The 22,910-nt window shown below is 61.8% G+C and carries 25 protein-coding genes; 5 read left to right on the top strand and 20 right to left on the bottom strand.

From position 1 onward, the window contains the following. Positions 1-7 precede the first annotated feature (7 nt). The 3 genes from ACIP6G_RS04855 (at position 8) to ACIP6G_RS04845 (ending at position 2,390) form a co-directional block, all read left to right on the top strand. The gene (locus tag ACIP6G_RS04855) at positions 8-253 is read left to right on the top strand and encodes an acyl carrier protein (protein WP_105657746.1); all 246 of its coding nucleotides are present in this window, start codon (positions 8-10) and stop codon (positions 251-253) included. A 120-nt stretch (positions 254-373) separates the two neighbouring features. Beyond that, the gene (gene fabF / locus ACIP6G_RS04850; RefSeq protein ID WP_400288931.1) at positions 374-1,621 is read left to right on the top strand and encodes a beta-ketoacyl-ACP synthase II; all 1,248 of its coding nucleotides are present in this window, start codon (positions 374-376) and stop codon (positions 1,619-1,621) included. Positions 1,622-1,814: 193 nt separating this feature from the next. Then, a complete protein-coding gene (locus tag ACIP6G_RS04845; protein ID WP_105657744.1) occupies positions 1,815-2,390 on the top strand; it encodes a dihydrofolate reductase family protein in 576 nt (191 codons plus the stop codon). A gap of 6 nt (positions 2,391-2,396) precedes the next feature. Here ACIP6G_RS04845 and ACIP6G_RS04840 read toward each other — a convergent pair whose 3' ends face one another. The 17 genes from ACIP6G_RS04840 to rpsP form a co-directional block, all read right to left on the bottom strand. Beyond that, positions 2,397-2,783, bottom strand: coding sequence for a VOC family protein (locus tag ACIP6G_RS04840; protein ID WP_105657743.1), 387 nt, complete (start codon positions 2,781-2,783; stop codon positions 2,397-2,399). A gap of 298 nt (positions 2,784-3,081) precedes the next feature. Next, a complete protein-coding gene (locus ACIP6G_RS04835) occupies positions 3,082-3,585 on the bottom strand; it encodes a DUF3145 domain-containing protein (RefSeq protein WP_105657742.1) in 504 nt (167 codons plus the stop codon). A gap of 141 nt (positions 3,586-3,726) precedes the next feature. Then, positions 3,727-4,722, bottom strand: coding sequence for a tyrosine recombinase XerC (locus ACIP6G_RS04830; protein WP_400288930.1), 996 nt, complete (start codon positions 4,720-4,722; stop codon positions 3,727-3,729). Positions 4,723-4,755: 33 nt separating this feature from the next. Further along, on the bottom strand, positions 4,756-6,000 hold the full coding sequence (gene dprA, locus ACIP6G_RS04825; protein ID WP_400288927.1) for a DNA-processing protein DprA: 1,245 nt from the start codon (positions 5,998-6,000) through the stop codon (positions 4,756-4,758). Between the two features lie 8 nt (positions 6,001-6,008). Beyond that, complete coding sequence (locus ACIP6G_RS04820) at positions 6,009-7,568, bottom strand: YifB family Mg chelatase-like AAA ATPase (RefSeq protein ID WP_400288925.1); 1,560 nt, start codon at positions 7,566-7,568, stop codon at positions 6,009-6,011. Continuing rightward, a complete protein-coding gene (locus ACIP6G_RS04815) occupies positions 7,565-7,927 on the bottom strand; it encodes a YraN family protein (protein ID WP_332595130.1) in 363 nt (120 codons plus the stop codon). Before ACIP6G_RS04815 ends, ACIP6G_RS04820 begins: the two co-directional genes overlap by 4 nt. Positions 7,928-8,088: 161 nt before the next feature. Continuing rightward, positions 8,089-8,409 carry a DUF2469 domain-containing protein gene (locus ACIP6G_RS04810; RefSeq protein WP_105657739.1) on the bottom strand — a complete coding sequence of 107 codons (321 nt, stop codon included), beginning with the start codon at positions 8,407-8,409 and terminating at the stop codon, positions 8,089-8,091. Then, positions 8,409-9,134, bottom strand: a complete 726-nt coding sequence (locus ACIP6G_RS04805) for a ribonuclease HII (RefSeq protein WP_105661214.1) — start codon at positions 9,132-9,134, stop codon at positions 8,409-8,411. Before ACIP6G_RS04805 ends, ACIP6G_RS04810 begins: the two co-directional genes overlap by 1 nt. An 11-nt stretch (positions 9,135-9,145) precedes the next feature. Beyond that, entirely contained in the window at positions 9,146-9,850 is a 705-nt protein-coding gene (lepB, locus tag ACIP6G_RS04800; protein WP_286134220.1) for a signal peptidase I, read from the bottom strand. A gap of 164 nt (positions 9,851-10,014) precedes the next feature. Then, positions 10,015-10,602 (bottom strand): hypothetical protein, encoded by a 588-nt coding sequence (locus tag ACIP6G_RS04795; RefSeq protein ID WP_400288922.1) that lies wholly within the window; start codon positions 10,600-10,602, stop codon positions 10,015-10,017. 173 nt (positions 10,603-10,775) lie between these two features. After that, complete coding sequence (locus ACIP6G_RS04790; protein WP_400288920.1) at positions 10,776-12,962, bottom strand: S1 family peptidase; 2,187 nt, start codon at positions 12,960-12,962, stop codon at positions 10,776-10,778. A gap of 424 nt (positions 12,963-13,386) precedes the next feature. Then, on the bottom strand, positions 13,387-14,034 hold the full coding sequence (lepB, locus tag ACIP6G_RS04785) for a signal peptidase I (protein ID WP_332727385.1): 648 nt from the start codon (positions 14,032-14,034) through the stop codon (positions 13,387-13,389). 13 nt (positions 14,035-14,047) lie between these two features. Beyond that, positions 14,048-14,407 carry a 50S ribosomal protein L19 gene (gene rplS, locus ACIP6G_RS04780; RefSeq protein ID WP_105657733.1) on the bottom strand — a complete coding sequence of 120 codons (360 nt, stop codon included), beginning with the start codon at positions 14,405-14,407 and terminating at the stop codon, positions 14,048-14,050. 250 nt (positions 14,408-14,657) lie between these two features. After that, positions 14,658-15,482: a tRNA (guanosine(37)-N1)-methyltransferase TrmD gene (gene trmD / locus ACIP6G_RS04775; RefSeq protein WP_400288917.1), complete on the bottom strand. Its 825-nt coding sequence runs from the start codon at positions 15,480-15,482 to the stop codon at positions 14,658-14,660. A 3-nt stretch (positions 15,483-15,485) separates the two neighbouring features. After that, positions 15,486-16,028, bottom strand: coding sequence for a ribosome maturation factor RimM (rimM, locus tag ACIP6G_RS04770; protein ID WP_105657731.1), 543 nt, complete (start codon positions 16,026-16,028; stop codon positions 15,486-15,488). 154 nt (positions 16,029-16,182) lie between these two features. Continuing rightward, positions 16,183-16,425, bottom strand: a complete 243-nt coding sequence (locus tag ACIP6G_RS04765) for an RNA-binding protein (protein WP_038991490.1) — start codon at positions 16,423-16,425, stop codon at positions 16,183-16,185. Between the two features lie 2 nt (positions 16,426-16,427). After that, the gene (gene rpsP, locus ACIP6G_RS04760) at positions 16,428-16,838 is read right to left on the bottom strand and encodes a 30S ribosomal protein S16 (protein ID WP_105657730.1); all 411 of its coding nucleotides are present in this window, start codon (positions 16,836-16,838) and stop codon (positions 16,428-16,430) included. Positions 16,839-17,088: 250 nt separating this feature from the next. Between rpsP and ACIP6G_RS04755 the strand changes: the two genes are divergently transcribed. Next, complete coding sequence (locus ACIP6G_RS04755; protein ID WP_400288913.1) at positions 17,089-17,718, top strand: LysE family translocator; 630 nt, start codon at positions 17,089-17,091, stop codon at positions 17,716-17,718. Positions 17,719-17,764: 46 nt separating this feature from the next. On the opposite strand, the gene ACIP6G_RS04750 is transcribed toward ACIP6G_RS04755, so the two are convergent. The 3 genes from ACIP6G_RS04750 to ACIP6G_RS04740 all read right to left on the bottom strand — a co-directional run bounded on the left by ACIP6G_RS04750 (position 17,765) and on the right by ACIP6G_RS04740 (position 21,564). Then, positions 17,765-19,501: a hypothetical protein gene (locus ACIP6G_RS04750; RefSeq protein ID WP_400288911.1), complete on the bottom strand. Its 1,737-nt coding sequence runs from the start codon at positions 19,499-19,501 to the stop codon at positions 17,765-17,767. 63 nt (positions 19,502-19,564) lie between these two features. After that, a complete protein-coding gene (locus ACIP6G_RS04745) occupies positions 19,565-20,620 on the bottom strand; it encodes a FecCD family ABC transporter permease (protein WP_400288909.1) in 1,056 nt (351 codons plus the stop codon). Further along, on the bottom strand, positions 20,617-21,564 hold the full coding sequence (locus tag ACIP6G_RS04740; protein WP_400288907.1) for a FecCD family ABC transporter permease: 948 nt from the start codon (positions 21,562-21,564) through the stop codon (positions 20,617-20,619). The genes ACIP6G_RS04745 and ACIP6G_RS04740 overlap by 4 nt, the downstream gene beginning before the upstream one ends. 253 nt (positions 21,565-21,817) lie before the next feature. On the opposite strand from ACIP6G_RS04740, the gene ACIP6G_RS04735 reads away from it, so the two are divergent. Beyond that, entirely contained in the window at positions 21,818-22,825 is a 1,008-nt protein-coding gene (locus ACIP6G_RS04735) for an ABC transporter substrate-binding protein (RefSeq protein WP_400288905.1), read from the top strand. The last annotated feature ends 85 nt before the right edge of the window (positions 22,826-22,910 follow it).

The following is a 22,910-nucleotide window of genomic DNA, read 5'->3' as shown; positions in this document are numbered from 1 at the left end:
GCCATCCATGGCTAGCAACGAAGAAATCCTGGCGGGCCTCGCCGAAATCGTCAACTCCGAGACCGGCCTGGACGAAGCAGACGTGCAGATGGACAAGTCCTTCACCGAGGACCTGGACATCGACTCGATCTCGATGATGACCATCGTCGTTGAGGCTGAGGAAAAGTTCGAGGTCAAGATCCCTGACGAAGAGGTCAAGAACCTGAAGACCGTCGGCGACGCCGTCAACTTCATCGCTGCGGCACAGGCCTAAGCTTCCCGGCGTTTTTCGCCACACCGTTGTGCGGGCAAGCCGCGCACACCGGCCGGTACGTCAAGCCGGCCCCCTGAATTTCCAAGCACAGTTCTTATTCGCACAGTAGAGAGTTTGATGATGGCGCGCAAAGTAGTGATCACCGGTCTCGGAGCCACCACCCCAATCGGCGGGGATGTCCCCACCCTATGGGAAAACGCCCTCAAGGGCGTCTCCGGCGCCGTAACCCTGGAAGATGACTGGGTTAAGGAATACGACCTGCCGGTCACCTTCGCCGCCCGCGCTGCTGTGCAGCCGACCGAGGTACTCTCCCGCCCGGAGACCAAGCGCATGGACCCATCGACCCAGTTCGCTGTGGTTGCGGCCCGTGAAGCCTGGGCCGACTCAGGCCTGGTCAAGGAAGAGATGGACCAGAACAAGCTGGCCGTTGCCTTCGCTACCGGCATCGGCGGCGTCTGGACCCTGCTCAACGCCTGGGACACCCTGCGCGAAAAGGGCCCACGCCGCGTCCTGCCCATGACCGTGCCAATGCTGATGCCTAACGGCCCAGCAGCTGCCGTGTCGCTGGACCTGGGTGCCGCCGGTGGCGCGCATACCCCGGTTTCGGCTTGCGCTTCGGGTACCGAAGCGATGCACGTTGGCCTGGAGCTGATCCGTTCGGGCAAGGCCGATGTGGTCATGGTCGGTGGCGCAGAAGCCGCGATCCACCCCATGCCGATGGCCGCCTTCGCGTCCATGCATGCACTCTCACGCCGCAACGATGATCCGGCCAAGGCTTCGCGCCCCTACGACACCGACCGTGATGGCTTTGTCATGGGCGAGGGCGCTGGCGCGCTGGTACTGGAAGCCGAAGAGCATGCAATCGCCCGCGGCGCACGCATCTACGCCGAGCTGGCAGGCTCCTCGGTCACCTCCGATGCGCACCACATCACCGCACCGGATCCAGAAGGCATGGGTGCAACCCGTGCGCTGAAGGCTGCCATGTTCGATGGCCGCATCCAGCCAGAGGACGTAGTCCATGTGAACGCCCACGCAACCTCCACCCCAGTTGGCGACAAGCCGGAATACGCTGCGCTGAAGAACGCCCTGGGCGATCACCTCGAGAACGTGTGGGTATCCGCGACCAAGTCGCAGATGGGCCACCTGCTAGGCGCCTCCGGTGCCGTGGAGTCCGTGCTGTGCGCACTGGCCATCTACAACCGCAAGGCCCCGGTGACCATTAACCTGGACAACCAGGATCCAGAGATCCCGTTGAAGGTCGTCACCGGCCAGCCTGCGCAGCTGCCTGCAGAGGGCTCCATCGTTGCGCTGAATAACTCCTTCGGCTTCGGCGGCCATAACGCCGTGGTCGCCATCCGCAGCGTCTAGCCGTTCCGGCAGCTGCAGGCGAGCGCGCCATTGGGCTGGTTGAAGATTACTCTTCAACCAGCCCAGTGGTCTTTAACCCCGAAAGAATTGGCTCAGAGCCATTGCTTCGGTCCTGACATGTTCGTTAAGCTCAAGTACCGCCTCATGTCGGAGGCAACTGACGGTACTTGCCACGAGCAAAGGATCCCTTCCCATGCGCACCCTGATCGCCACTTCCTTCGTCTCCTTGGACGGTGTCGTCCAAGCCCCGGGCGGCGAACCCGGCTACCGCAATTCAGGCTGGACGATGAACTCGGTCGAGTTCGACCCCGCCGCCTACGAACTGAAGGGCGCCGAGCAAGAAGAAGCCAGCGCCATGCTCTTGGGCCGGCACAGCTACGAGGCCTTCTGCGCGGTGTGGCCCTCGATGACCGAGCAGTTCCCGCAGTACAACGCGATGCCCAAGTACGTGCTCTCCACTACCTTGCGGGAGAAGGACTTGGCCGGGAACTGGGGCGAGACTGCGATCTTGCGCTCGGTCGCCGATGTGGCGCGGCTTCGAGCCGGCGACGGCGGCCCGATCAGTATCCATGGATCGGCAACGATGGTCCACTCGCTGCAAGAACATCAGCTCATCGACCAGTACAACCTGCTGGTCTTCCCGGTTTTGCTTGGTGCAGGCAAGCGCCTTTTCAGCGACGCGAGCCTGGACGCGCAGAAGCTGGCCCTCATTGATTCGCAGGTCTACTCCAACGGCATCCAGAAGAACGTGTTCAAGGTTCAGCGCTAGCTGGTCCTAGCTGGCTGCGGGCAGGTAAGGCCGGGTGATCAATTCCAGGTAGTGCCCGGAAGGATCAAGCAGATAGACTCCCCGGCCGCCGTGTTCATGATTAATCTGCCCTGGCAGCTGCCGTTGGGGATCGGCCCAATGCTCCATTTTCCCCTCGCGGATAGTCGCGTAGGCGCGGTCGAAATGCTCGTCATCGAGCAGGTAGGCATAGTGCTGCGCTGGGAAGTCCATCGGTGGTGCAGCGAATTGAAGCAGCACCCCGTGGGCCAGGCTGATGTTGGTAAATGGTCCCCAGCTTGATTCCGCGCGGGCTTCGAGCAGCTCAAGATAGAACTTTGCCATGCGTTGCGGGTCGAGTGAAGCGATGATGGTGTGGTTGAACTGTGCGGTCATGTCTCCCTTTCGTGGTTCAGATGTGCTGTTCTTTGGTGGAATGCATCTGGCACGGGAGGGCCGCGGATCAGGGAACGACCAGTTTGCCGTTCCGGGAGTGGCCGCATGCGGCCTGACTGGTCTTCATCGCCATCGAGCATAGCACTGCGCTTCTGCGCTTCTCCACAACCGCAGTTTTTAAAGCAAGAAGTGGGATCCCCGGCATGGGATCCCACTTCTTTTGGGTAACAACCCCGCACCATCGGGGTTGTATCTGAGTGCCGGTTGATAAGTCACTCAGGGACTGGATAACCAGTTGCTAAACCACCTGGTTGAGCCATCGAACAGGCGCGTCTTCGCCTGCGTGACGGAAGGGTTCGAGTTCTTCATCCCAGGGCTCGCCGAGAGCGATGGACATCTCCTGGTAGAAGACCGAGGGATTTCCGTCGCCCTTTTCATAGGCCCACCGGATGCGTTCTTCGCTGACCATGACGTTGCCAGCGCAATCAACGGTGGCGTGGAAGATGCCAAGATCAGGGGTCACGGACCAACGGCTGCCGTCGGCACCCGGGCTTGGGTCTTCGGTGATTTCGAAACGAAGGTGCTGCCAACCATGCATCTCACTGGTCAGCAAAGCGCCGGTACCTTGCGTACCTACCCACTCGATTTCGGCGCGACAAAATCCGGGTGCGACGTGCTGTTCGGTCCACTCCATTTTTACTGGAGTACCGAGCACGGACCCGATTGCCCATTCCAGATGTGGGCATAGCGCTGCAGGGGCGGAATGAATATAAATCACGCCTCTGGACATCGGTGCAGACATGCCATCCTCCGTTGCGGTGTTGATCGTCTTCCCCTACGTCAACATCGTTCCGGTGCCATCGCCGCCGATACTTCCATTTTGCCCGATGAAGAGGCCTTTCGCCACCCAGAAAGGCTATTTTTGCAGATTGGTACCAAATAGTCAGGCTCGGGGATGGGCTTGGCGGTAGCTTTGCCTCAATCGGTCAACCGAAACGTGAGTATATAGCTGGGTCGTTGCCAGCGAAGCATGCCCGAGGAATTCCTGGACAGCACGCAAATCTGCGCCCCCATCCAGCAGATGCGTGGCTACGGTGTGCCTTAAGGCATGCGGGCCGCTGGCAGCGGTATCCCCCAGCGATTGCAAGGCCTTGGAAATGACCTCTCGTGCCTGGCGTACATTCAAGCGCGCACCGCGCACCCCTACGAGCAAAGCGCCTTGAGCTTCCTGGCGGGCCAGGACCTTGCGATGCGACCGAATCCACCCGATGATCACGCGCTCGGCGGGCTTGCCAAACGGAACAACCCGTTCCTTGTTGCCCTTGCCGAGAACCCTGACGGTGCGTCGTTCGAAGTCGATGTCGTCAACGTCCAAGGCCACGAGCTCGCTGATACGCAGGCCGGATGCGTACAGCAACTCGGCGATGACTTTATCGCGTGCCGCTACGGCCTGGCTCTTGGCATCGGGGGCAGGTTCCGGCTTGCTCTCGCTGACTTCATTTCCAGCAGGCGGCTGGGCTGTTTCGGAGAGCAAGCGGTCGATCTGGCTTGGCTGCAAAACATGCGGAAGACGCCGTTCCTTCCTGGGCGCGGCCAGCCGCAGGGCAGGGTCCGCGTCGATCAGCTGATGCTTCAGCGCCCACGCGAAGAAGCTCTTCACCGCAGAGATCCTGCGGGCCAAGGTGGTGCGGGAAATCTGCGATTCATGAAGCTGTGCCAACCAATCGCGGAGCGTATCAACTGAAATCTGCTTGAGGCTCGGATCCTGCGCATGGTGGAGCAAGAACTGGCCGAGGTTCCGCAAATCCACTTCGTAGGCTCGCAGGGTATTAGTGCTGCGGCCGCGTTCGCGTTGCAGGTACTCCAGGTAGTCTGCCACCGGCTCAGCGAATTTTGCTGACATCGCATTGCTGGCGTGCGTCGTTGATTCTTGCTTCATCACTATTGAGGATACCCTCAGCTGCGTCACCGGTCAGTTTTGGCGCACCAACTTCCATGCCAGGCCATCGGTGGCAGCCATTTGCAGTGTCTCCAATCGATTGATGGCGCGTAGCGTCTGGATCAACGGCACCCCGCTGCGGGCAGAGATCTCATCAACCAGCAATCCTTTGGTGAAGGACATGATGTCGTACACCATTGCTTCGTCCCTACCCAGGATGTCCGTCGGGCGTTGCTGAACTTTGGCACTCCGCGGCTCTGCTTGGCAGTGGTGGCCAACCAGGCCCAGCGCATCTTGCGGGCTGGCGAGCAAGGCCGCACTGCCTTCTGCAATCAATCGGTGGCACCCTGCGGAGTTGGGCGCGAAAACGCTTCCGGGAACGGCCGCTACATCGCGTCCCAACTCGACTGCATGGCTGGCGGTGTTCAGCGCTCCTGAGCGGTGGCGCGCTTCGCTGACGATAACCAGCCTGCTCAATGCCGCGATCAGCCGGTTGCGGTTCAGGAAGCGGAAGCGTGCTGATGTGGTTCCGGGAGGCACCTCTGAGATCAGCACGCCGCGAGCAATAATCTGGTTGAGCAGGTTGCTGTTGCCCGAAGGGTAGAGCCGATCGATGCCGCCAGCCATAACCGTGATCGTTGGCGGGTTCGGATGCTGCCAATCGTCCACGCTCAGAGCGGCCCGGTGCGCGCTGGCGTCAATGCCGTAAGCGCCACCCGAGACAATGGTGTACCCGTTCAGGGCCAGGGTCCGGCCAAGATCGAAGGTGACTTGATCACCGTAGTCACTGGCATCGCGGGAGCCGACGATGGACACGCTGCGCGCCAGCTCTTGGCCTTCGAGCAATTGCGGGTTCGCTGAACGCCACCACAGGCACAGGGGACGTCCCAGTTCCAGGTCGGCTAGCTGTCGAGGCCACGAAGCATCGTCCGGGATCAGCAATCCGCCACCCGCGCGCGCAGCGGCATCCAAGGCTCCCGCTGGGTTGCTCAGCGACAGGCGCTTTCTCCATCGGGCCAAGGCTACGCTCAAGTCTTGTGCGCCATCCCCGGGCGGGTGGAATCCGAGGATTCCGTCGACCGGCGCTTTGAGCGCGGCCGGGTAGAAATCCTCTCGCTGGATCAGGCGCAGCAGTTCCTGTGGGCTCATCAGTTCCAGCAAGGCCGTGGCCACATAGTCGTTGGGCTCGATAAGTTGGTTCAATTGGGCGTAGACCCGGCGCTCCTGGCTGGTTGGAGCCGAGGCTTTTCCGGCAGTGTTCACATCGTTGAAAGTCATGGCCTTACCTAGCTATTTTCCAAGTTCTGGCGAAGGTGAGCGGCGATGGCCAGATCATCCTCGGTCGGTGCTGCATGCCCTTGCTGGTCTGCAACCGTCCACGCGACCCGCAGGAGGCGGTGGATGGCGCGCGCAGAGAGCCCGCGTCGTGTGGCGAGTTGTTCAAGCGCCGCCCGGGTCTTGGCCGGGTATTCCAGTTCATTCCTGAGGATCTGAGTTGGTATTTGCGCGTTGCAAGCAATGGAGAACTTTCCCAGCCGCTCCTTGCTGCGTGCCCGGGTGGCCAAGACGCGTTCACGCACCTGTGCACTGGATTCATTTGGTACTCCGCTAAGAAGCTGTGCTTGCGCTACCGGATTGACTCTGACTTGCAGATCCACACGGTCGAGGATGGGTCCTGAAAGCCGGGCGAAATAGCGCCGGCGGGCCATGGGCGTACAGGTGCACCCGGTACCGGTGCCGAAGTTTTTTCCGCAGGGACACGGATTGGAGGCCATGATGAGTTGGAAACGGGCCGGCAGCCGCTGGTGGCCGCGTATCCGCGCGAGGTTGATATAGCCTTCCTCGATCGGTTGGCGAAGCGCATCAAGTACTCCGGTGTGGAATTGCGCTGCTTCATCGAGGAATAGAATGCCCTGGTGCGCGCGGGTAATGGCCCCGGGAATGAGTTGGGCGGTTCCGCCGCCAATCAGGGCTGAACGGGACGCGGTGTGGTGCGGCGCCACGAAAGGCGGGGTGCGTTGCAGCTGGTCCAATTCCCCGGATCCGCCCCGAGTAATGGAATGCACCGCGGTGGCTTCAAGGGCTTGCAGGTCATCAAGTGGCGGCAGAATCGATGGCAGGCACTTGGCCAGCATGGTTTTGCCGGCACCGGCCGGTCCGACCATGATCAGGTGGTGCCCGCCGGCCGCGGCCAGTTCCAAGGCGAGCCGAGCTTCCTGCTGCCCGTTGACCAGGCCCAGGTCCGCATCGCCCGAGGCAGCAGTTCCTGCGGCAGGGCCAGCAGATTCGGTAGGCGCCTGCGGCTGCCGGTGGCGCAGGTAAGTGGTGACATGTTCGGCTGGGGCACCGCAGCAGGTGAGGACCTGTCCCAGATGGCGTAGCGCCATGACCTCGATTCCATGCACCAGCCTCGCTTCGGCCCCGTTAGCCTCGGCCACGATCACCCGGTCGAGACCATGGACCTTGGCTAGCTGCACCGCTGGCAGCACCCCGGGTACTGGCCGCAAGGTTCCATCCAAGCCGAGTTCCGCCATGAACAGCGTGCTCGGTGACGCGAACAGCTGTTGATCAGCGGCCAAGGCGGCGATGACGATGGCCAGATCGAAAGCTGATCCATACTTGGGCAGGGTGGCTGGCGAAAGATTGACCGTCAGTTTCCGGTTTGCCAGAGGAATCCCTGAATTCCTTGCCGCGGCTTTGATTCGTTCACGGGCCTCGCTCAAAGATGCATCGGGCAAGCCCAGCAGGACGAATCCTGGGATGCCGTTGCCGAGGTCGGCCTCGACTTCCACCAGTGAGGCGCTGACCCCGTGCAGTGCCACTGCGCTGGTCCGGGCGGTGCTCATGAGCGCACGTTCTCATGCAGCCGGCATTCGAACCCTGTTGCTGTCAGATAGACCTCGACGATGTCCACGCGAAGTTCGGCAAGAAACATGCGATGGCATTGGGCCCAGGAAATCAGCAGCCTGTTGAGCCGGCGGAATTTTGCCGCGCTGATCGCCTCGAAGCCCGATCCATAGCGTTGCGAGGACCTGGTTTTGACTTCGACGGCGGTGATCTGGCCGTTGCCGGCTCTTGCCACCAGGTCCAGCTCCCCTGCTGGGCATCTCCAATTGCGATCGAGGATTTCGTAGTGCTGCCCGGTGAGAAATGCGGCGGCAGCTTGTTCGCCATCGGCCCCTAGGCGTTGCTTCGCGGTCTGCATGTTTGCTCCTCGATGTCTGCGATCCGTAATGGAAACATCGTCGGAGAATTATGGTCCACAGCGGCGGCGCCCGCCGCGGAATGTGGACAATTCGCTTTAAGCGAGATCGCCGGCTTTGTTCCAGGAACAGAGCCGGCGATCGAATGCCACAGTGCCTCGCGCTAGGAGCCCAGCCCATCCTTCGGGATCTGGAACTCGTCAGGGTTGAGTTCTTCGACGTTGACGTCCTTGAAGGTCAGCACCTTGACGGACTTCACGAAGCGCCCTTGGCGGTAGATGTCCCAGACCCACGCGTCGGTGAGGTTCAACTCGAAGTACACTTCCCCGGCGTTGGACAGGGTCTTCACGTCCACTTGGTTGGCCAGGTAGAAGCGGCGCTCGGTCTCGACCACGTAATTGAACAGCCCCACCACGGTCTTGTACTCGCGGTATAGCTGCAGTTCCATGTCGGACTCGTAGTTTTCCAGGTCGTCGGCAGCCATCACTTTGCTTTCTTTGTCGTGGCTTCACCTTGGGCCTGATCAGCACCCGAAGTCAAGTTCCAGCTCTTGCGGTGGTAGTCGCAGGGACCCTGCGCAACGATCGCGGCACGATGCGCAGCGGTGGCATACCCCTTGTTGATCTCCCAGCCGAAGGCCGGATGCTCGGTGGCCAGATCAACCATGATGCCATCGCGTTCGACCTTGGCCAGGATGGAAGCTCCGGCGATCGCCTGGCAGGTCATGTCGCCTTTGATGATGGTCGTCACCGGGATGTGCAGGCCCACGGGTTCGCGGTCATCGGCCAGGATGTCGAAGAGATCCGGTTCCGGTGCGGTCAGCCAGTCGTAGCTGCCATCCAGAAGCGCCGCCTCGGGCTGTACCGCGCACAGCTCCATGGCCCGCGATCCGGCCAGGCGCAGGGCGCCAGTAACTCCCAGCTCATCGATTTCAGCCGCAGAGGCATGCCCAACGCCATAGCCCACGGCCCACTGGCGAACTGGATCGACCAGTTCCGTACGGGTTTCCGGGCTCAGCAGCTTGGAGTCGCGCAGCGCTGGGAACTCCGTGACCTGCTCAATATCTATTACCGTCATGCCGACGGTAATCGGACCAGCCAAGGCGCCGCGTCCCACCTCATCGACCGCTGCGATATAGCGGAACCCATGCTTGGCTGCCAAGGCGCGCTCATGTTCTAGCGTGGTTGCCTTGCTCTTCAAAACGGCCATGGGCGGTGCCCCTACTTCGCCACTGCGTGCGGGACGTTGGCGAAGACTTCTTCGTGCGAGTCGACGATGCCCCAGCGCGAGGTTGGCCAAGAGATCACCGAAGCGCGGCCCTGGACGGATTCGAGGTCGACGAAACCGCCCTGGCGATCGGCGTGGAAGCGGGAATCCGCGCTGGCACCTCGGTGATCACCCATCACCCAGATTTTTCCTTCTGGGACGGTCGCCTTGAATTCCATGTCTGACGGGCTGTCGCCGTCAAAGATATACGGCTCGTCAATGGGCTCGCCGTTGATCGTGATGGCGCCTTCCGCGGTGCAGCATTCCACGGTGTCACCGGGCATGCCGATGATGCGCTTGACCAGGTACTGCTCATCAGCCGCTGGCAGCACGCCGACAAAGGAGAGCACATTCTGGAACGCGGTGGGGTACTCGGTCAGCGGTGGCAGCCATTCCTGGTCATCGCGGAAGACGACGACGTCGCCACGTTCCAGCTCGAACGGCCCGGGAACCATGAGGTTGGCGAAAATCCGGTCGTTGACCTCGAGGGTATGCTCCATGGAGCCTGATGGGATGTAGTAGGCACGGAAGAAGAAGGTCTTGATCACGAACGAGAGCAACAGCGCGATCGCGATGATGATGACAATCTCGCGGACGAAGCGCCATATTTTGTATAGGGGTCCCCTGCTTGGAGGAGTCTCTGCTGATGCTGCGCTCACGATTCGATTAGTACCTTCCATTGTCGCGTGTAATCCCCATCTTACGTGTCTTGCCAGGCGCAACGGATCATTGCATAGCCACGGCCAGTTGCCCAGAAACGCACCAATGGCCAGGTCCGTCGCCGGGCCTGGCCATTGGTGCGTCCGTTCAAGCGGGCTGCGGGCTACTGGGTGGCAGCAGGCGACATGATGCCACCGCTCTGCTTGTAGTCCACGGGGATTTCGCCGATGGGCTTCTCAGCGTCAATCAGCTTTTGGACTTCGTCCAGCTGGCTCTTATCCACCGACAGGGTGATGCCGCCCGTTTCAGGATTCAGCGTGTATGCATGGATGGCAGTGCGCACGGGGTTTTCCTGCTTGCCCTGCCACTTCATGATTTCGGAAATCGCCGAACGAAGCTCCTCGCTGCTGAATTGGACTAGGTGCCCGATAGCCCCGGCTTCTTCAATAACGGATAGCTGCTCTTCGCTGGTCGTCGAAACATTCAGCTGCCCGTCCTTGATCCAACCCTGGACGTATTCATCGCCCAAGGCTTCGGAGAGCTGGTCATTGGTCTGGAGCAATGCGTCTTGGTCCACGGTGTTCCCGCTCGATTTTTCTGTTTGCTGCGAGGGTTCCGATGCCGTGGCGCTGGCCCTAGCCTGCGCACCTGGATCGGTTCCCTGACCACAGCCGGTTAGCAATAGGGCAGCCATGGCGGCAGTAGAGGCCAGCATGATTGGCGTGCGTGAAGTTCTAGCGTTGAAATTCATAATTTACACCTCGGTGATATTCACGTTGCCGCAACGATCTTAGCTTTGAGACTAGTGCCGAAATCGTAGAGCAACCAAGGAACTACATGTGTGCCAAGTAAAAATGCCCCGCTACTTGTTCTCAAGTAGCGGGGCATTTTCAGCAGGACCCAGTCCCGCCGGAACAGAATCCCTTAGCCGTGGCGACGTGCGTTGCGGCGGAACAGCAGGAATGCCGCACCGGCCAGGGCCATTGCGCCACCGGCGGCGATCAGCGGAACGCTGTTCGAACCGGTATCCGCCAAAGGATCGTCCTTCTTAGGAGTTTCCTTTGGAGTTGCAGACTTGCTTGGCTCGTCGTCCTTCTGGTCCTTCGGAGCTTCCGACTTATCGTCCTCCGAAGCGGAAGGAGAGGTGCTCTCCGATGGCTTGTCGCTTTCTTCTTCGGAAGGCGATGGCGAGGTGCTCTCGGAAGGCTCCGTAGTTGGTTCCTCAGTAGGTTCCTCGGTAGGCGCCTCAGTAGGTTCCTCGGTAGGCTCCTCAGTAGGTTCCTCGGTAGGCTCCTCAGTCGGTTCCTCGGTAGGCTCCTCAGTCGGTTCCTCGGTAGGCTCCTCAGTCGGTTGCTCGGTTGGAGTCGGCGTCGGAGTCGGCGCAGCAACGATCACGACGTTGGCGTTGACCCGCTCAGAGGTGTTGAAACCGTTCTTGGCCACAACGCTGAACGCAAACTTTCCTGGTTCTTCCGGGGCAGGGAACGAGAAGTTTCCTTCAGCGTCCAGCTCAACCTTCTTGTAGAGCTTGCCGTCAACGACCACACGGATGATGGTGCCAGCCGGAGCATTGGCAAGGGTACCGGTGATTGCTTCACCAGGTTCAACTTCAGTACCGTTTTCCACCGTGATGGCAGGGGTATTGATATGGAATTTCAGCGTGTAGCCATCAATGTAGCCCTTGTCGAAGACATCATCGAGCGAGGTGTACATGGCGATGTCATCAGCGGTGTTTTCCGTCAGGTCTTCACCTGCGGCGTTGGCCGAGTTGATGCCTGCCGCCTTGCTGCCTACGAGCATTGGGCCACCGGAGTCACCCTGGTCAAGCACGCTCTGGCCAGGATTTTCAGCGACATAGCCAGCAACTGAACGGTAGGTCTTATCCGAGCCACCAACGAAGAAGACGCCTTCACCGATAATCGGGGAGCAGCTCCAACCGGTCGTACGACCCGAAGAGCAAGCTTCCGACCCAACTAGTGCCTTGGTCGTGCCAGTCACGTTGATAACTTCGTCGCGAGGTTCCTTGCCGTCAACCCATTCGGACACAGCAGCATGCAGGTTCAGCGCAGGATTGATGTTATCGATCACCGAGATATCCGTGCCTGGTTCCAGGTTATTGAACTCTTCCTCGGTCAAGGAGTTCAGTTCTTCGGCAGATAGGCCCGAATTACCCGGACCACCGAACTGGTTGAATCCAAAGGTACCCAGCTCGGCACCCAGCGTTGGCGATTGGCCTGGTACCGACTGTTCGGCAAGGCCCAAAATCTTGGTGGCGCCATCTTCCGAGCAGTGCCCAGCCGAGATGATGGCATCTTCGCCCTCTGCGGTCCACGCGGTGAATCCGAGCGAACAGACGGTCGACTTACTAGTAGGTGCGCCGGACTTGTCCATTGCGTAACCCAAGGCGCCGTAAATATCCTCTGCGGCGGTGGTCTTGGCAACACCCGAGCTTTCTACACCGTCAACGTGCGTAGCTTCGCTGACGAACTGCTCAACGGTCAGCTTCTCAGGCAGGGAGCCAGCGGACTTGGACTTCAGGTCGTCCGCAGCTTCCTTCTCGTCGAAGCCCTTTGCATAGATCTTCAAGCCATCGTTGGTCTGAAGGATAGCGGTGATGCGCTTCAGTTCCTTCGGCTCGATGTTGGCCAAGAGCTCGGTGTAGACCTTGTCTACGGTCTTGACCTGCGAGTCGACTTCGGTCACCACGATTGGAGCCGGAGCTGCACTAGCCTTGACGATTTCCTTGGCCTTGGCAGCGTCCTTCTTGCTTACGGTGATCTCGGCTTTGCCGTTCTTCACCGAGGCAGTGGCGTCAATGCCTTTAGCATTCAGTTCGTCGCGGACCTTGGAAGCAGCGTCGCTGGTCTCCCCGTCCTTGACGTACTCTTCAACGGACTTATTGAGGTCCTTCTCAATAGCCTTGTCGAGCCCCTCGGTGTCCAGAGCGGTTTCGCTGGCCAAAGGCTTCTCGCTTGCCGTAGCGGACGCAGACGGTGATTCGGAGGCCGTTGGCGCCGCTGCGGCAGGCATGAAGCTAGAGCCGACCACCAAGGCGGTCGCGGCTGCTGCAACGATGCCGCGTTGCGCAGTCTTCTTTTTTGGATGTGGCATTAATGCTTCTCCCAGATTTATGGTGCGAGTGCCCGCGCGTCCCCTTACCTAAGGGCGCGCGCGTAAGCACAGGTGTTGTTACCAAAATGAAACAATACTTGGTTCCGACACAGCTTTTCAACCATCGAATCCAACAAAAATATAAATTCCAGAACCCGTTTCACCTAGTCAAATAGCTCTACCCTCATCGAGCTTGGTTACAACTTACGTGCCAGTAGTATTGGTTTAAGATTGGACTTCTCTTTCTAATCCCTAGTCAGCTTGGTGGATCCTGAGTGTTGTCGCGAAATTTACACACCAATTGCACAGCAAATCGGGTGGGATGGAAATCCATCCGAATTAGTTCCATTAACCTAGAAAAATAGCGCCAGATGGGTAGTTCTACCCATCTGGCGCTATCAAAATCGCCGGTTGCTACGGCGTGTCATCTGATTACTGAACGCTGATCGAGCGGCCAAATCACCTCGGTCGCTTTGCCCGTGACGCGCTCGACGCTGATCATTCCGCCGCCGCTTGCGCCCAGCAATGCCCGCGAATCCTTGGAAGTGGAGCGGTGATCGCCCATGACCCACAAGCGGCCAACCGGCACTTCTACGGAAAACTTCTGTTCGCTCGGAGCATCCCCGGCGAAGATGTACTGCTCGTCTGCAGGCTCGCCGTTGACGAGCAGTCGCCCATCGGCGCTGCAGCATTCCACGGTGTCTCCCCCAACGCCAATGACGCGCTTGACATACTTATTGCTGCTCCCGGTGAGGCTGAACGCCCCCAGCAGATCATCAGCGAAGCTGGCCTTGGCGTAGGGCAGGAACGAGCCGCGGCCATCGAAGACGATGATGTCTCCGCGTTGCGGTTCGGCATCCGAGTAAGCGCGGCGGTCTACGGCGATGCTCTGGCCAGGATTGAGCGTGGATTCCATGGAGTTGGACTCGATATGGAAGACGTCGATCAGGGTGGCGCGAATGACGATGGTGGCCAGCAGACCAAGAATGATGGCGAGTACAGCGAAGCGCCAGACCCATGAAAAGGCCCGGCGCTTCATTGTTGCCCGCTCAGTGCGTGCAATCCGGTTCATTGAAGAACGCAGATTACTTCTTTGCGCTGAAGTCGCGCTTCTCGCGGATGCGAGCAGCCTTGCCGTGACGATCGCGCATGTAGTACAGCTTTGCACGACGAACGTCACCCTTGGTCACAACCTCAATCTTGTCGATGATTGGGGAGTGAACTGGGAAGGTACGCTCAACACCGGTGCCGAAGGAAACCTTGCGAACGGTGAAGGTCTCGCCAACACCCTGGCCCTGGCGACCAAGGACGTAGCCCTGGAAGACCTGAACACGGGAGTTCTTGCCTTCGATGATGTTGACGTGAACCTTCAGGGTGTCGCCTGGGCCGAAGGCTGGAACGTCGGAGCGCAGCGAGGCTGCGTTAACAGAGTCAAGAATATGCATAGTGCATCTCCTAGGATCAATGCCGCAGGTCACCGAATCCTCGTAGCGGGGCCCGACACCGGTCGGAACCAGTGAAATCCCCGGAACGTTGTACCACCGATTGCCTCTAGCAAACGGTGCGGCGGTCTTCTGTGGCTCGAACTTCCCCCTGCGGCAGGAGTCGAACAAAAACACACCAAGAAACAATTATGCCGTATCAGCGAAGCCGATGCGAGTTTGCCCGAAATGGCTTTCGAGTGATTTTGGCCTCTTAGTCGCTCTCGGTGCCAGCGCCGGTAGCCCAGTCCAATTCGGACTTGGGGGTTATGGCACCGTCAACGAGCGCGAATCCGCTGTGCCATAGGGCATCGCGGTCCCTGCGGTTCAGGCTCTCGGCATCCAGCTGCGTGATCAGGTCGGGGCGACGCTCTGCGGTGCGCTTGATCTGCTCGTCGCGGCGGAACCGTCCCACCCGCTGGTGGTTGCCACCGAGCAGCACCTCGGGGACATCGCGGCCGCGCCAGGAGGCCGGCTTGGTGTACACCGGGTATTCCAGCAGAACATCCGAGTGGGATTCTTCTACCAGCGATTCCGGGTTGCCGATGACTCCTGGGATCAGCCGGGCGATGGCTTCCACCATCACCATCACGGCCACTTCTCCCCCGTTGAGCACGTAATCGCCGATGGATACGGGGATGACGTTGAAGTTCTCGTGCGCGTATTCGATGACGCGCTCATCGATGCCTTCGTAGCGGCCGCAGGCGAAGACCAGATGCTCTTCCTCGGCAAGGTCGTAAGCCATCTGCTGGTTGAAGACGGCGCCTGCAGGCGAAGGGACAATCAGGGTTGGCTTGGTGCCGCCAGCATCGGCTGGGCGCACCGCGTCCAGTGCCTGTCCCCATGGTTCCGGCATCATCACCATGCCGGCGCCGCCACCGTACGGGGTGTCGTCGACCTTGCGGTGCTTGTCGGCAGTGAAGTCGCGCAGGTTGGTGACGTTCAGATCCAGGATGCCGTCTTCGGCGGCGCGGCCGATCAGCGAAAGCGAGAGCGGCTGGAGGTACTCAGGGAAAATCGAGATGACGTCAAGGCGCATGGCTTACTTTTGTCCCTCTTCGTCGCTGCCGTCTTCATCGCTGTTCAAGGTCAGCAGGCCTGCCGGCGGGGTGATGACCACGATGCCGGCTTCCGGATCGATCTCTGGGACGAATTCGTCGACGAACGGGAGGTAGATCTCCTGGCCGTCAGCGTCTTCGAAGACCAGCAGGTCCTGGGCGGGGTTGGTGCGCAGTGCGGTGATGGTACCGACCTGCTCGCCATCGAGCATGACCTTCAGGTCCAGCAGTTCATGCTCGTACCATTCATCCGAGTCGTCTTCCGGCTCGTCGGAAACTTCAATCTCAAGGCGCGCGCCGCGCAGGGTTTCAGCCTGGTTGCGGTCGGCGATTTCCTTGAAGGAGAGCAGCAGGATGGTCTTGTTCCAGCGCGCATTGGCGATGGTCAGCGTCTTGACCGGGCCGTCGACGACGATGAGTTCTTCGCCAGCGGTGAAGCGCTCTTCCGGGGTGTCGGTCATGACCTGGGCGGTGACTTCACCACGGATGCCGTGGGGCTTGCCGATGCGGGCAACCTGCAATCGCATAGTCTGCTGCTCTTTCTGCACTGTGTTCCGTGGCGTGTGCCGGGAGACTGGAATGGAAATTCTAGGGGTAAACACGAAAGGAGTTTCCGTCACTAGTTAGGACGGAAACTCCTTTCGTTTCGAAGCCAACTTAAAAGCCAGACCTCTAAGTTGCTTAGCCTCGGCGACGGTCGGTGTCGATTACATCGACACGTACCGGCTCCTTGGCCAACGCTGCCATTACGGTGCGCAGTGCTCGTGCGGTGCGTCCCTGGCGTCCGATCACACGACCGAGATCCTCAGGGTTCACACGTACTTCGAGCAGGTCGCCGCGGCGGGTGGACTTCAAGGCGACCTTGACGTCTTCCGGTTCCTCGACAACCCCGCGTACCAGGTGGTCTAGCGCGTCAACGAGCACTGTTACTCAGCCTCGGTAGCTTCGGCCTCTGCCTCTTCAGCAGCTGGCTTTTCAGCCTTCTTGGTGATTGCCTCTGGGAGGATCACCGAACCCTTGTCAGGAGCAACGAATGCTGGCTTAGGCTCGGCAACCTTGTAGGTGCCTTCCTGGCCATCGATGCCCTTGAACTTCTGCCAGTCACCGGTGATCTTCAGCAGTGCGTGTACCTGCTCGGTTGGCTGAGCGCCAACGGACAGCCAGTACTGTGCACGATCCGAATCGATCTCGATAACCGATGGGTTCTCGGTTGGGTGGTACTTGCCGATCTCCTCGATGGCACGGCCATCGCGCTTAGCGCGCGAGTCCATGACGACAACGCGGTAGAAAGGTGCGCGCATCTTACCGAAGCGCTTCAGACGAATCTTTACGGCCACTTTTGTGGTCTCCTGTTTCTCAACATGGTCGAATCCAATTTTTAGCACCTGTGGGGCAGGCCTTACTGGTCGGATTCTAAAAGGACAGGACTCATAGCGGAGAGAGGGGCCACTGCGAATCGAGTACCCTGCAATTATGCCAGAGAGCGTGCGCGGTGGCCAACTCTAATTGGCCCCGCGCGTCGGGCGAAGATCATGAGCTTGCTCACCCTGGGGCCTGCGCCCAGCTGCAGCTTCTAGCATTGAGTGCATGACCGTTGCTTCCGCCTTGCTGGGTTTCAGTATAGTTGCCGCCCTGATGACGTTGATTCCGGGTGTCGATACCGCGCTGATCCTGCGATCGGCCATTGCCCGGGGACGCGGTGAAGCGCTGCTGGCGGCGCTGGGGATCTGCACGGGAGTATTCGCTTGGGGTGTGGCCGCGGCCGCGGGAGCTTCGGCAATTCTGGCCGCCTCTTCTCTGGCCTACCAGGTGCTGGTCTATGCCGGTGCAGCCTATCTGGTGTTCTTGGGCGGGCAGATGATCCATCGGAGCCTGCGGGGCAAGCAGTTGGCCACGATCCGAGTCCCGGTATCGCACAGCAGGTATCGAACCTACCTGACCGGGCTGGTGACCAACGTGCTGAACCCGAAGATCGGCGTCTTCTATATCGCCGCGATCCCGCAGTTCACCCCGGCGGGCACCAACGCCCTATTCATGGGCATGGGGCTATCGGCGGTGCATGTTGCACTGACCCTGGTGTGGGCAGTGGCCTTGGTATACGGGGTTCGGATCGTTGGCCGCTGGCTGGGCTCAGCGAAGTCGGTGTCCTGGATGGACCGGATCACCGGGACAGTGCTGATCGGGTTCGGACTGAAAGTTGCGCTCTCGCGCCCATAGCATCTTGGCCACGCCGGCAGGTGCAGCAGTTCGCGGCTCCGGGTGCTCAGGCGGCCACCGGAACACTGTTTCTTCGCGGTACCTGCATCGGGTCCAGGTGCTTGGGCAGCAGGATGTGAGCCAGTCCCCCAACGGTAACCAGGGTCAGCAATCCTGCATGAATGGCATGGTGGTGCCTCCGGCACAGGCAGCTGCCATTGCGCGATGAAGTGCACCCGCCACGTTCCCACCAGTTGTCGTGATGGTATTCGAGCATTTCAGGCGGTGCGGTGCATCCCGGGACGATGCATCCGCGGTCGCGGGCGAAAATTGCGCGCTTCATTGCATCCGTGAAGAAGCGTTCCTTGCGTCCTACATCCAGCGGTTGCCCATCGGGTCCGAAGACCACCCGGTAGATCTCGCCTTGGCAGATCAGCTGTGCGGTGTCCGCGGAATCGAGTTTCACCCCGTGGTCGGAGGTGGCGCGAAGCTTGGCCGGATCTCCAAGATCCTGCGGATCGCGCAACTGGATATGGATGCCGATCCTTGGAATGATTCCATTGGGCGCGGCACCTGCCGTGCGCCCTCTCATCGCGGCCAATAGTGCGTTGAGCCGGCGCTGGGCCACCGGAACCTCCCCATCGCCAAGCAGCAGGTACGCTTGGAGGCCTTCGCCTGCTCCGCCTGCGCCGCGCGTTTCCTGCTCATCAACAAGCTTGTCAGGTTGTTGCTGTGCTCCGGACAAGGATTCTTCCTCCCCGTGCCCGTCCTGGGCCCATGGCGGTGGTGGTTCCTTGCTGCTGAACAGGTCGTCGGTGGCTGATTGCCCGGCATTTGCCCCGGGATCCGCTTCCTGCTGGTCCTCTGAGGCGTTCTGGCCATCATCAGGGGCAGCGCCTGAACCGGATTTGGCGGCACGGGCGGCTTTGCCTGCCTTGGTACGCGGGTTATCGGCCTGGGCCAGGGTGGAGCGGAATTCCTCGCGCTGGGTCCCGGCGATGTAGAGCTCGTACTTGTCGCAGTCGCCCACGGTGCCTCGCGGATAGATTCCGGGTGCCGGGTTCCTGGTTTGCTTGCGGGCCCTGCGCTCGGCGGAAAGCATCGCCGCGAGCTGGGTCTCGCGTGTGGCACGGTCAGGTTCCTGCAGCAGGGCGGCGGCTTGGTGATCGAGCAGCTGGCCCTGTTCATTGCGGGCGGACGATTCCAGCGGCCGGCCTTGGAAGCTCGTGTCAGCCGGCTCGAATTTGTCCAGTGCGCGGGCCGTGCGGGCAATCAGCCGCGGGTCCAGATCCGGCGCTTCGGCGTAGAGCCTGGCCAGCTGGGACAAGCGCGGGGCGGCGGTGCTGCCATCCATGAGGCGCCGGGCGATGAGCAGGTGCGCGTCATTCACCCGGTGCTGCCCCTCATGGGCGTTGATCCCCAGCCAGCTGGCCAGGAAGTCGCCGGTGTTCTGGTAGTGGGCGCGGCCTGAATGCTGGCGGGCGGGGCGGTCGTAGCTGGTCCGCGATGCGGAAACGGCCGCCAGCTCATCGTCTTCCAGCAGGTGGGCGCCGGTTGATTCGAGATGGATAGCGCAGTGCAATTGCTCCCGCAGGGTGTAGCGGTAGAGCGTTTCAATCAGCCGTGCATGCCCCGCCGCCACCCGCGGGTCATCGGACTCGCGCAGGGTGCAGGAGAGCTTGGCCAGCAGCGCGCAGCAGGAAGCCATCAGCTCAAGGAGCACTTGGATCGCTCCGCGCGGGAGCGACCCGGTGATGGATTCGCGCAGGATCTGGATCGCTGCGGCTAGCTGGTGGATGCCCATGGACCCATCATGGGCACGGCCAGAGGCCCGAGCTGGCAGCCATCGCCAACTGTGGATAAACCGCTAGCCGCGTTGGCGGACCTTGGATTGGCGGATGACCAGGAAGATCAGGTACGGGGCGCCAATCACCGCGGTGGCCACCCCGGCGGGCAGGATCACCGGGAAAGCCCGGGCCGCAACCAGGTCGGCCAGCAGCACGAAGATCGCCCCGATCAGCGCGGCATGGGGCACCGGCGGGATGGTGCCGCGGGCCACCAGCCGCGCGGCATGCCCGCTGGCCAGCGCAACGAAGGCCAGCGGCCCGGCGATCACGGTCGCGGCGATGGCCAGCAGCGAGGCGATGCCGAGCATCAGGACCCGGTCGCGCCCCAGGTTCATGCCCAGCGCGCGGGAGGTATCCGAATCCAGCGCCAGCACCTCACGCTGGCTGCGCAGCAGCGCGGCCGCGGCCAGTCCCAGCACGATGACCACCGGCGCGAAGGCCAGGTCGGCCCAGGAGATCGCGTTGATGGTCCCGGCCAGCCAGGTCAGCGCCTGCTGGGCGTTGTAGATTTCTCCCAGGGTCAGCATCCAGGAGGTCAGTGCGGCGCACAGCCCGGAAAAGCCCAGGCCCACCAGCACCAGCCGGTTGCTTTCCAGGGAACTGTGCCAGACCAGCGCGAAGACCAGGGTCGAGACCAGCAAGCCGCCCAAGGTGGCGGCAATGGGCAGCCCGTAGTGCACCAGCAGTTCCGAACGCCCGCCGGCGTGCACGCTCAGGGCCAGCACGGCCACTGCGCCCAGGGCCGCGCCGTTGGTCACCCCGAGGATGTCGGGGCTGGCCAGCGGGTTGCGCGCCACGTTCTGGGTCAGCGCCCCGGCCACTCCGAAGCCGGCCCCGGCCAGCACCGCAGCCACGCTGCGCGGCAGCCGGAACTCGATGATCGACAGCTCGGTGCGCGGATCCGGGGCCGCGCCGAAGAGCGTGGCCACTACATCGCCCAGCGCGATCGGGGTGCCCCCGATGGCCAGGTGCAGGCAGAAGGCCGCGAGGGCCACGGCCAGCAGGACCAGGCCAGTGGCCACAGCGCGCCGGGCGCGCACCGCGGAAGCGGGGGTGCGGATCGCCGGGGCGCTCATACGGTGACCGCCTTGCGGCGCCGGGCCACGTAGATGAAGAAGGGCGCGCCGAGCATCGCGATGACCACGCCCACGGGCAGTTCCCCGGGGCGGGCCAGCATGCGGCCGAGCACATCGGCCACGCACAGCAGCAGCGCGCCGCACAGGGCCGAGCCGGGAATCACCCAGCGGTAGTCGGCGCCGAAGATGCGCCGGGAAATATGCGGTACCAGCAGGCCCAGGAAGGCGATCGGCCCGGCCAAGGTGACCGCCAGCCCGGACAGTGCCACGATCGCCGCCAGCCCCAGCCCGCGGGCATGCAGGGCGGTGACCCCGAGGCTGCGGGCGGAATCCTCGCCCAGGGTCAGCGCGTTCAGCCCGCGGGCATTGGCCAGCGCCAGCACGGTGCCGGCCACCAGCAGCGGCCACAGCGACAAGAAGGATTCGTAGCCTTGGACCACGGAGCCGACCTGCCAGAAGCGCAGGGTTTCCAGGGCGGCTTCGCTCAGCAGCACGATGGCCGAGACCACTCCGGCGCAGAGCGCGGTGACCGCAGCGCCCACCAGCAGCAAGGTGATGGGCGATCCCCCGCGCCCGTCGATGCGCCCGATGCCGAAGACCACCAGGGCCGCCAGCAGCGCTCCGCCCAGGGCCAGCAGCGCCTGGGTCCACGCCGGCAGCGGGCCGGTGAAAGCGGCGACCGAGACGATGGCCAGGGCCGCGCCCTGGTTGATGCCCAGCAGGCCGGGTTCGGCGATCGGGTTGCGGGTGTGGCCCTGGATCAGCGTGCCAGCCATCCCCAAAGCGGCGCCAGCAGCCAGCGCGGTGACGGTGCGCGGCCAGCGGATCTCGCGGATGGCGATGTCGCTGACCTGGCCGTCGGGGGCCAGCAGCGCGTGGCGCAGCTCGGCGAAGCTGGAGGTGGTGCTGCCGATCCACAGGCTGAGCCCGATGGCGGCGCCCACGCCGGCGGCCAGGGCCAGCAGCGAGCTGATGCGCGGTGTGGTGCGGTCGATGGTCGGTGGCCTTTCTCGGGCCGCGGAGTGCGCGGCGGGTGCGTGCAGGATATGCGAAGCAATGATGTCGCAGGACCTTGACCAGGACGGCCGGATCCATGCTACTGTTCTTCTCGCGCGCTAAGCTTACCCTTGCCTAAGTGGGGCAAGCAAAAATACATCATGCGCTAATTAGTCAATCACCTTCATGGAAAGCACTCGCATGCACACTCCCCGCATTCTCGCCCTGAGCGCCGCCCTGGCCGCGGCCACCCTGGCCCTATCCTCCTGCGCCAGCTCCTCCCCGAGCACCGAGCCGGCAGAAACCGCCGCCACCGCGGAAGCCGATTCCAGCTTCCCGGCGGCCATCAAGCACTTCCGCGGCACCACCGAGCTGGCCGAACGCCCGCTGCGCGTCGCCGCACTGGACCCTTCCTACGTGGATGCCGCCATGCTGCTGGGAGCCGAGCTGGTGGCCTACACCGAATACCGGAAGGGCAACAACCCCTTCCCCGAGTACCTCGGCGACATCACCGAGCAGACCGACGAAGCCGTGAACGTCGGCACCATCACCGAACCGGATCTGGAAGAGCTGCTGGCCACCGAGCCGGACGTGATCATCTCCGCCGACGTGCGCCAGGGCGCCATGTACGACCAGCTGAACAAGATCGCCCCGACCATCTTCTCCGAGTCCACCGGACCAACCTGGAAGGAAAACGTGGTGCTGCTGGGCGAGGCCCTGGGCAAGAAGGAGCAGGCCGAAACGGCCGTGGCTGACTACGAGGCCCGCGCCTCCGCGGTGGGCAAGGAAATCCTGGCGAAGAAGCCCGAGACCACTTACTCGCTGGTGCGTTTCGCCGGCGAGGACACCGCGCGCCTGTACGCCACCGATTCGTTCATCGGCGAGATCATGGTGGACATGGGCATTCCGCGCCCGGAGGATGCCCCGGATACCACCGAGTCGATCTTCGTTCCGCTGTCGCCGGAGGAAATCCTGAAGGCCGACGCCGAAGTGATCTTCCAGTCCACCTGGGCCCCGGAAGGGGCCGAGGGTGACGCGTCGCGCGCCCAGGAAGACAAGTTCACCTCCAACCCGTTGTGGGAGAAGCTGGAAGGCGAGGTCATGCAGGTCGACGACTCGATCTTCCTCTCCTCGGTGTCGCTGCAGGGTGCCAATGAGGTCATCACCCAGGTGGCCGAGCACTTCGAGGTCGACCCGCAGCTGCCCTAAGCGGCACCCGGAAAACCGGCAATTAACATACTCGAGTCCCTGCCCGGCGTCATTCGCCGTAGGCAGGGACTCGATTCATTTACCG

Origin of the sequence: Glutamicibacter sp. NPDC088483, from assembly GCF_044753145.1 — a bacterium.
GTDB lineage: Bacteria > Actinomycetota > Actinomycetes > Actinomycetales > Micrococcaceae > Glutamicibacter.
Note: the sequence above shows the minus strand (reverse complement) of the source record. Positions and strands in the feature narration are given on the sequence as shown.